Origin of the sequence: Floridaenema aerugineum BLCC-F46 (genome assembly GCF_041929345.1) — a bacterium.
GTDB classification, from domain to species: Bacteria; Cyanobacteriota; Cyanobacteriia; order Cyanobacteriales; family Aerosakkonemataceae; genus Floridanema; species Floridanema aerugineum.
This window is the reverse complement of sequence record NZ_JBHFNQ010000083.1, coordinates 1-9,347: the sequence shown is the minus strand read 5'-3', so window position 1 is coordinate 9,347 and position 9,347 is coordinate 1. Positions and strand designations below refer to the sequence as shown.

Below are 9,347 nucleotides of genomic sequence, written 5' to 3'. Positions count from 1 at the left end.
TTCGGTGTAAAATAATGGTAATAAATTCATTATTTTCGTTAATTAGGTCTTCTTGAGAATAGCAGACCTCTTTTTTTTTGACAACAATCGGTAAACCCCGCACGCAGTAAGGGGTTTACCGATTGTTGTCACCCCGTCAGGCCGTAGCTTTCGCCAAGGTGCAAGTATTGATAACTTAGTCTCCCAAAATATTCTTCATCCCCATCTTAAGAAAATTGCCGCTTATCCTCATGTTTACGGACACCAAGAAACAGCAATCAAAGAAATAGTTAACGGCAAAACCACCATAATTTCTACCGGAACAGGTTCAGGAAAAACTGAATGTTTCCTCTATCCTATTATTAGCCATTGTCTGCAATTACGCGATGTTGGAACACCTCCGGGTATAGTCGCTGTCATTGTCTATCCCATGAACGCCTTAGCAGAAGACCAATTAGGACGTTTGCGGGAATTACTAGCAGGAAGTGGCATTACTTTTGGAATGTATGTTGGTAAAACTCCCGAAAAAGCAGCCGAAGCAACCGGAAAACGTCTTCCCTCTGGTTCTTCTCAAGAAGATTACAAAGCAGCTATTAAAAAAGCCCAAAAAAATAAAGAAACTTACACTATTTATCCCCCAGAAGAACGAGTTTCACGGGAAGAAATGCGAAAAGAACCGCCCCGCATTCTCTTAACTAATGTCAAACAATTAGAATTACTCCTGACTCGTCAACGAGATATAGAACTATTTAATCAAGTCCAATTAAAGTTTTTAGTATTTGATGAAGCCCATACTTTTACAGGTGCAGCAGGTGCAGAAACCGCCTGTTTAATTCGCCGTTTTCGAGCATTTTGCGGTAAAACTAACAGCGAAACCACTTGTATTGCTACCTCAGCAACTATCGCTGACCCCAAACAAGGAAAAGATGTGGGAAGAGATTTTGCGGCGCGATTTTTTGGGGTAGAAAAAGATAAAGTAGTGCTAGTTGGGGAAGAATATGAACCCGATATGTGGGCAACTTCTCGAACCATACCCCCCGCGTTAGCTGGAAAAGCTAATGTACATTTAAAAAATGTTTTAGAAGCTTTAGAAGCAAAAGAACCAGGGGGTATCGTCCGTGCAATTTTTCAAGCTATGACCGGAAAAGAAATTAGTCTAAAAAACTGGCAAGAAAGTCTTTACGAACATTTAGCAGCAAACGAGTTAGTTTACCAACTTAGCGAAGTTTTAAAAACCCCTCGTTTACTAACAGAATTAATTGCAGATTTAGACAGAATAATTCAGCGTCACGTTCCCGAAACCGAAGTTTTATTATGGTTAGCATTAGGCGCAGCTTCTCGCAAAGAAGAACGCCCTTTACTACGTCCAGTAATTCACGGTTTTATTCGCGGTGTTGGTGGCGCAGTGGTAACTTTCCCTGCTAATAAATCTAATATCCCTCAACTTTGGTTATCCGCTGAAGATGCAACTAATGACTCTCAAAGTAGCGAGTTATTCCGATTACCTGTAACTACTTGTACTAACTGCGGTCAGCATTATTTTATCCATCAAGTAGCTGATTTCAAATTCTGGGAAAAAGACAAACTTCCATCTGGCGGTCAATTAGTAGAAAATCGGGTAATTTGGAAACCTCTAAGCAGCGAAAGAGGGGGAAATCGAGTTATCCTACTTGACAGATTAATTACTACTAACGACGAAGAAGAAAACAAGAAGGATTATCCAAGTTCAACTACACCAATTTATTTTTGTAGATTCTGCGGTACGCTACATTCTACTAGCCTTGAAAAATGTGATGGTTGCGGTCGAAAAGGCAATTTTGTTAAGCTTTTAGTTGTCCGTCAAAAAGTAAAAACTCCTGGTAAAATCACATCTTGTGTTACTTGTCAAGCCCTTGGTCGTTTAGGAGTGGGCGGATTTCGAGAACCAACTCGTGAGGTTCGTGCTGTAACGGTTTCTGATGTTCATGTTTTAGCCCAAAATATGATTCATCATGCCGAACATCGCCGTTTATTAGTGTTTGCTGATAACCGTCAAGATGCAGCTTTTCAAGCAGGTTGGATGCAGGATCATGCGAGGCGTTATCGGTTGCGGAGTTTGATGTGCGATCGCATTGAACAAGGCGCTGTTTCCGTTGGTGACTTAACCGCTTATTTAGATGATTTATTAAATCAAGATGAAGAACTCAGTCGCAGTTTAATTCCCGAAGTTTGGAACGTCCACCGCCAAGAAGCAGAAGGTGTCAAACATAATGAAGAACGAAAACGTTTTTTACGAATTCAAGTATTAAGAGAAATTACCACTGGGGTTAAACAACGTATCGGTTTAGAACCTTGGGGAAGAGTGCAAATTCAATATGCTGGACTTTCCCCTGAGTTACCTTTTATTTATAAATGGTCAAACTTAGTAGGAATACCGCCCCAAGATTTAATTAACGGTATTGCTGTGCTGTTAGATATTACCCGTCGAGGCAATATTTTACTCGATCGAGAAGGGAGAATCTTTTCTAAATATTGGCAAGAAGGTGACTTTGAAATTCAACGCGGTTATTTACCCCTACTTCCCGGTATTCCTAAAGCTTTGAAACTGCAACGTACCGGATCTGACGACAAAAATCGCATCCAACAATGGTTAAGTAATAAAGGCGATACCTTAGCACGTCAAGCAGCAACACGCTGGGGTATTCCTAAAGAAATAATCCCCGAATTCTACGAAGAACTTTGGCAACTTCTCAACGAAGATTTAAAATTACTTGTCCCCGTTACCCTTACAGGTTGGCGCAATCGTCCTATTGCTAATTGTACAGAAGTACGGCAAATTGATGCCGATAAATTACGCATTGCCCCCCATAAAGGAGTTTATCGTTGTCAAATTTGTCGCCGTCCTCACACTCGCCCAACTCCGAAAATGGTCTGCATGACTTGGCGTTGTCAAGGTACGCTGGAAATTGAAACCGAAAATCCTGATGATTACAATTTAATGGTATTAGACCAACAATTTGCTATGATTCGCCCCCGCGAACATTCCGCCCAAGTCCCCGCTAAAGATCGGGAAATTATTGAAACAATGTTCAAGGGAAATAGCGAATTAATTAATACTTTGGTTTGTACTCCTACCTTAGAATTGGGAGTAAATATTGGTTCCTTAGATGCTGTTTTAATGCGAAATGTACCGCCTTTACCTGCTAATTATTGGCAAAGGGCAGGTCGGGCAGGTCGGGAACATCGCATGGCAGTTAATTTAACTTATGCCCGTCAAGCAAGTCACGATCGCGCTTATTTTAATGACCCTTTAAAATTGCTTCAAGGTGAAATATTACCCCCTCGATTCAATCTCCGCAATAACTTAATGGTAAGAAAGCACGTTCATGCTGCCGTCCTCACAATTTTACAACAATTGTCTCGAACTGGGAGTAACTTAAACAAAATAGAACGTCAAGAAATTAAAGAAATATTAGATTACTGTTTCCCCAATCAAGTTAAACAATACCTCTTCGACGAACAAGGTTATGTCCGTTCTAGTCCTTTATCAGTAGACAGTCTCCAACCATTAATTAATAAGCACGAAACAGCTATATTAAATCATGTTCGTGCCTGTTTTTGTCAAGGTTGGCCCACAGAAATTCAAAATATAGTATCAGATTCAATTTTACTTAATTATATCCAAAATACGAGTAACCAACTTACCGAAGTTATTCAAACAGTTTGGCGCAGATTACAATGGGCATTAAGAAAAATGAAAGAACTCGATGATGTCCGCCAAAAGAAAGGAACTTTAGATCCTGATGAAGAAGCTTTAAGACATCGTTGTAACCGATTAGTAAAGAAACTCAAAGGTATTCAATCTCGTAGTAAGAGAGAAGCAGAAGGATATGACGATACTAATACTTATAGTGTTTTAGCATCAGAAGGTTTTCTGCCTGGTTATGGTTTAGAAGTTGGTTCGATTGTAGGGACTGCACAAGTACCACGCCATTTGGGAAATATCTCTGATTTTGAATTACCTCGCGTAGCAGCAATGGCACTTCGGGAATACGTTCCGGGTAACTTAATTTATGCTAATGGACACCGCTTTGTGCCTCGCTTTTTCCATTTAGAAGCCCAACAACAAATTATTCAATTTCAAATAGATGTAGCTAATGAAGCAATAACAGAAATTGGAGTAAAAGTCAATAATATTAGTTTAGGTTTAGGTGCAGCAACTATTCCAGCAATTAATATTTGCGATGTAGACTTACCCCATCAATCTCACATTACTGATGAAGAGAATTATCGTTTTCAACTGCCAGTATCGATAGTTGGTTACGAACAAAATCGCCATAGTGGGGGGAAAGCTTACCATTGGAAAGATAAAACTATCCAACTGCGCCAAAGCGTACATTTACGCTTAGTAAATATTGGGGTTAGTAGTTTAGTTAATAGTGGTAATTTAGGCTATCCAGTTTGTTTAGTCTGTGGTCAAAGTCGATCGCCTTTAGCGTCAGAAGCAGACCGGGAACAATTCGCCAAAGACCATCAAGAAAGGTGCAGTAAACCTGTAGAATCAGCAGGTTTCTTTGCCGATGTAATTGCTGATGCTTTAACTATCCAAGATTGTAAAAATCGAGAAGAAGCCTATAGTATAGCTGAAGCAATTCGCTTTGGCGCTTCCCGTGTTTTAGATATGGAATTGGAAGATTTACAAATACTTGCGATCGCCCAACCCGGTCTAGAAAAGGTTGATGTGCTACTATACGATCCGATGCCTGGTGGTTCGGGATTACTAGAACAAATTATTGAAAGGTGGATAGATGTAACTTCTGCTGCTTTAGATGTAGTAGTAAGATGTCCTTCTGCTTGTGATACCGCCTGTATCGATTGCTTATTTACTTACCGAAATTCTTATTACCACCGTTATTTGAATCGCCATCAAGCAGCAGAAAAAATCAATGAATGGGAACATGAATTGATATTTAGTCATGATATCCCGCCCCAATTACCTAATACGGAAACGCCTAATAGTGAAAAACCTGTTAACGATAAAGAAACAATTTTACAAGATATGCTGATTAGGGCTGGTTTTCCCACTCCAATTTGTCAAAAAACCATTGATTTAAAAAAACCTTTAGGAATTACAATACCAGACTTCTTTTATGAAGATCCAGATGAACGTACTGAAGGTGTTTGTATTTACCTGGATGGGATGAGCAAAAATTTACATGGAGATCCCGATCGACAACAGCGCGATCAAACTATTCGCGATCAACTTCGTCATGAAAATTTTGAAGTGATAGAAATTACAGTGGGGGATTTGAGCGATCGAGGAGCAATAGCAAAATATTTCTTTCGTTTAGGACGTATTTTATTAGGTAAACAGCAAGCTGCTGCCATTCGCGATTATCCTGATTGGTTTGATGTTTAATTACCTAGAGACTGATAACACCAACTTGGTCGTCGCAAGAGATTAAAAGAATCAAGATATCGAACCGCGATGGAAGCTTCTACTGTAGCAGTTGCATTAGCCAATAAACCAAAACAGTTATTATGATTCCATAAAGGATGAATAATAATCACGCTTTTATCGCCTACTTGAAAGCCTGGTAGAACACCAAATTCTTGTGGTTTACAACTGCTAAAAGATGCACAAAATGTATCGCGCAGTTGAATTGCTGTCTCTAACCAATTGTCTAAATCAGGAGGAGAAAAATCATTATCCAGTCCACAAGAGAAATGACTACTAGTTAATGCTCGCAGTAACGAAAGCCCCAAACGCCAATCAAGCAAACCGTGATAGTTCATATTGCGGTACTGTTGCAAGCAATCATAGCAGGAAGAATCGCATTTCTGGCGGTGCTCGAAGGACATGATGGCACTAGCAAAGGTATTCTGAGAATTGAGAATTTTATCTATGAGGATATCTTGCCAATGATTAGCTAGCCAGTAGGCAAAACCAGAACCATTGGCAAGGCGATCGCTAATCACAATTTCTCCTACTTTTTCCCCAGTATCCTCTAATTCAACCTGCCGCAAACCACTCACATCTAATTCTTCAGGATCGATGTCCAACTCCTGTGCTGCTACAGCACGAAGAATGAAAGCAGCTGAGTAAAAAGCAGCTTTGACGGCAGAACCCTGTGCAACAGGATCTAAGCATAAACCTTGTGGTACAGTAACAGGCTTGATTCGCAATACACCAGTCGTTTTGGGAGCAACAATAGCGATCGCTTCTGACTCTCCCTGCTTCTGGAACTTTACCCCATCATTTTTACCTTGGAATCGCTCGTCAATCCACTGATTAGGTAAAAGTTTTTCACCCTGTCCAAATGAAGCTTTTCCGATTGCTCCTTTGAACAATTGTCCGCGATTATCATTAATGCGAAACACGCGACCCGATTCAGAAAAAGCGATCTGGGTATTGGTATTACTAACTAAGTTAAAATCTTGCGGTTTTGATTCAGCTACACTGCCTGCACCTGTAATTAATACATCATACTCACTCTTAGCATCATCTCCACGATTGAGGCTGGTACGAAAAGCTAAAGGGACAGCCCATTGAAACGATCGAAATCCCTGTTCATCAGTTGCAGCACATTTTGGACAGACTGTATCTTCAAACTGATAATCAGAAGTTTCGGTATGTTGACAACGCTGACATCTCAACATCCATTTCCGCCCAGAAAGCGGTTCACCAGAAGGAACTAGCCCGTTTTTATTGTCTGGAAGTAAAGGTGCGGTGAAACCAATAGAGGTGTAAATTCGTTTATCTTTAGTCTTTTCTGAACCTGGGGCAAATTCTGCGATCGCTAAATCTAAATCTCGATCTATGGTGGAAACTTTCTGTTTTCTGGAAGGATCGTGATGGTATAAGCTGAATTTAAATTAAATTTTTCTCTTTCGACTGTTCCCGTATTTCTGGTTTTTCAAAAAGTTCAACTTTTCCTCCCCAAATCAGCTTCTCGAATCAGTTTGTGAGAAATGCGGGACAACCCTTATCCTTTAAGGCTTTTGTGGTTAGCGATCGCACATTTTGTGAGAAATGCGGGAAATATCCTGTCACTCAAGCTCAGTGGGAAGTTGTTGCAGCTTTGCCTCAAATTAATCGAGAACTTGACCCAAATCCATCTTATTTCAAAGGTAGCAAACGCCCCGTAGAGCGAATAACTTGGTTAGAAGCGGTGGAATTTTGCGATCGCCTTTCCAAACACACCAGCAAACCCTACCGCCTACCTAGCGAAGCTGAGTGGGAATATGCTTGCCGTGCCGGAACAACTACGCCATTTCACTTTGGCGACACAATTACTACAGATTTAGCTAAGTTTTCAGCCTGATATTCCATTGGCTCGAAGTCGGCAGGGTTCCAACGGTCGAAAACTTCTTCATTTTTGGGGATTTTAGGAGTAGTAACTTCAGTTTCGGGGACTTCTGTGACAAAGTTGGTGAAAATTTCTGGGGGATGGAGAGCTACATCGCAGGTTTGCGGGTTCAAAGCTTTTGCTGGTGCGGGTTCTGGTGTGGTGATCTGTGGTGTTAGGTTTGCGGGTTCGGAGAATAGGTTGAAAAGTTCTGCCTTCAATTCTGCAACTACGGTTGTAGGCAACTCGCTAACCAAAGTCTTGAGGGACTCAATAATCTTTACAACCTTAGTTTGCTGAGTTTTCAGAGCCTTAATGCCGTCACGCAAAGTTGCTGCTTGTGCCAGTAATGTTTCTAGTTCTGTTTGCTGGGTTGTGAGTTCATTGGCAAAGATTGATAGCATGGTTTTACCTCATTTAATAATTTTGGGGATGTAGGGCGATCGTTGTTTTCCAGGCACTCGATCGCCCTAACTTTTTGTGTGGTTTGCTCAACCACTTATAAATCATATCACTTGTTTACAGTGAAATGATTGTTTTTAATCCCAATTTATATTAGATTATTCGCTGTTTACAAGTGAATCAGATAAGCGAAAATGATATATCACTTGTAAACAGTGGTATGAGACGTAATCAGACGAGCGGTAATCAGGTCTGTTATGATATCAATTGAATATGATTCACAGTAAACAAGCGAATTAAGCGAATTATGCCTAACCCTAATCCGGTTCAGAATGAGAAATTGAAAGCTAAACAGTTTAAGAAAGTCATTACCCCAGATGGAGAACTGGCTGAGAAACCATGTGCTGTGCGGTTGCCAAAGGATATTGATGGAATTTTGCGCCAGTTCCCCGATCGCAATGAGTTTCTTAGAGAGGTAATTACAAAAGCTGTTAAAGAACGAGTAGCTGGTTAAGAAAGCGCTCGCTCACCAATGCTTTCCGAGAGAAAGTGAAAGCAGCAGGGTAATCAAAATTTACCCACTGGAAAAGTTGTGGGTAATGGGTAATTGACCAACCTAATCATGTTAAATAGTGCCAAAGTTATGAGCGTTATCGATTTAAAAACACTTTACGAAACTGATGGTTTTAAGTGGTTAGAGTCAACCATCGAATTACTAAAAAATCGGCAGTTTAATGCTTTAGATTTAGAAAATTTAATTGAGGAATTAGAAGACTTGGGAAGAAGTGAAAAACGCACAACACTTAGCCTTTTAAGGAATATTACCGAACATTTATTATTTCTTCAATACTGGGAAAGGGAAAGAGAATATAATTCTAATCACTGGAAAAGAGAAATATATAATTGGCGCGTTGATTTAGAGCAACAACTGACTACTACTCTCTTGAACTATTTGAGAGAAAATCTAAATTTAGTTTACCAACGTGCGCTCAAGTCGGCAAATTTAGAAACGGGAGATACGGTTGAATTTCCTTCGGAATGTCCTTACTCTCTTGAGCAATTACTCGATCTCAATTGGTTCCCTAATTGACTGTTCGGACATCGGCGTGAGCGCTCAGTCGAACGCTGAGCGTCGCGTTTTGAGGTTTTTGGGTCTGGAATGCGTGGTTGCTTTGTCATGGCAGATTCCATTATAGCTTGATTATGCAAACTGCTAATCAAATTTTACCAACATTATTCCACTCTGGTTCCCACTGCCTAATCAAATCATCCTCTAACTTAATCCTATCAGCTTCCTGAAGACAAACAATCCAACCAATATAAATTTCAATTCCCTTAGTTTGCAAGTATTCCTCAATATTCTCGCAACCATTAGCTTCAAATAACTCGTACCTAGATTCCATCTCTGATGCCATATCAGCCAAAATACCAATAGCCGATTTACTATCTTTGACTATTGGACAATACAACCAAGGCAGATTAGCAAATTGATTAAACTTAGTTCGTTTGGGATCGACAATAATCAACTGCGCTTGTTGTGGTAAATAAGACCAGATGATACTAGCAATAATCGCCTTCAGTAATTCAGTTTTTCCACTTCCAGTAGTACCACCAATCAAAAAGTGACAGGTATCAGTA

At 40.1% G+C, this 9,347-nt stretch carries 7 protein-coding genes; 4 read left to right on the top strand and 3 right to left on the bottom strand.

The window, feature by feature from the left end; translation table 11 throughout:
- Window positions 1-121 precede the first annotated feature (121 nt).
- A complete protein-coding gene (locus ACE1CC_RS10325; RefSeq protein WP_413270378.1) occupies window positions 122-5,377 on the top strand; it encodes a DEAD/DEAH box helicase in 5,256 nt (1,751 codons plus the stop codon).
- Here the strand turns inward: ACE1CC_RS10325 and ACE1CC_RS10320 are convergent.
- The gene (locus ACE1CC_RS10320; RefSeq protein ID WP_413270377.1) at window positions 5,374-6,618 is read right to left on the bottom strand and encodes a hypothetical protein; all 1,245 of its coding nucleotides are present in this window, start codon (window positions 6,616-6,618) and stop codon (window positions 5,374-5,376) included. The two genes, ACE1CC_RS10325 and ACE1CC_RS10320, sit on opposite strands and share 4 nt — an antisense overlap.
- A gap of 305 nt (window positions 6,619-6,923) precedes the next feature.
- On the opposite strand from ACE1CC_RS10320, the gene ACE1CC_RS10315 reads away from it, so the two are divergent.
- On the top strand, window positions 6,924-7,283 hold the full coding sequence (locus ACE1CC_RS10315) for a formylglycine-generating enzyme family protein (protein WP_413270376.1): 360 nt from the start codon (window positions 6,924-6,926) through the stop codon (window positions 7,281-7,283).
- Here ACE1CC_RS10315 and ACE1CC_RS10310 read toward each other — a convergent pair.
- Window positions 7,235-7,711, bottom strand: coding sequence for a hypothetical protein (locus ACE1CC_RS10310; protein WP_413270375.1), 477 nt, complete (start codon window positions 7,709-7,711; stop codon window positions 7,235-7,237). The genes ACE1CC_RS10315 and ACE1CC_RS10310 overlap by 49 nt on opposite strands.
- Window positions 7,712-8,016: 305 nt before the next feature.
- On the opposite strand from ACE1CC_RS10310, the gene ACE1CC_RS10305 reads away from it, so the two are divergent.
- A complete protein-coding gene (locus tag ACE1CC_RS10305; RefSeq protein ID WP_413270374.1) occupies window positions 8,017-8,223 on the top strand; it encodes a hypothetical protein in 207 nt (68 codons plus the stop codon).
- Window positions 8,224-8,352: 129 nt separating this feature from the next.
- Window positions 8,353-8,799 (top strand): DUF29 domain-containing protein, encoded by a 447-nt coding sequence (locus ACE1CC_RS10300; protein ID WP_413270373.1) that lies wholly within the window; start codon window positions 8,353-8,355, stop codon window positions 8,797-8,799.
- A 127-nt stretch (window positions 8,800-8,926) separates the two neighbouring features.
- On the opposite strand, the gene ACE1CC_RS10295 is transcribed toward ACE1CC_RS10300, so the two are convergent.
- A partial coding sequence (locus ACE1CC_RS10295) for an FtsK/SpoIIIE domain-containing protein (protein WP_413270372.1) occupies window positions 8,927-9,347 on the bottom strand: 421 nt, incomplete at its 5' end.

Bases quoted from the DNA above. Each gene is read 5' to 3' on its own strand.
- ACE1CC_RS10300 (WP_413270373.1), top strand. From the start codon at position 8,353: ATGAGCGTTATCGATTTAAAAACACTTTACGAAACTGATGGTTTTAAG.
- ACE1CC_RS10320 (WP_413270377.1), bottom strand. From the start codon at position 6,618: ATGTTGAGATGTCAGCGTTGTCAACATACCGAAACTTCTGATTATCAG.
- ACE1CC_RS10310 (WP_413270375.1), bottom strand. From the start codon at position 7,711: ATGCTATCAATCTTTGCCAATGAACTCACAACCCAGCAAACAGAACTA.
- ACE1CC_RS10305 (WP_413270374.1), top strand. From the start codon at position 8,017: ATGCCTAACCCTAATCCGGTTCAGAATGAGAAATTGAAAGCTAAACAG.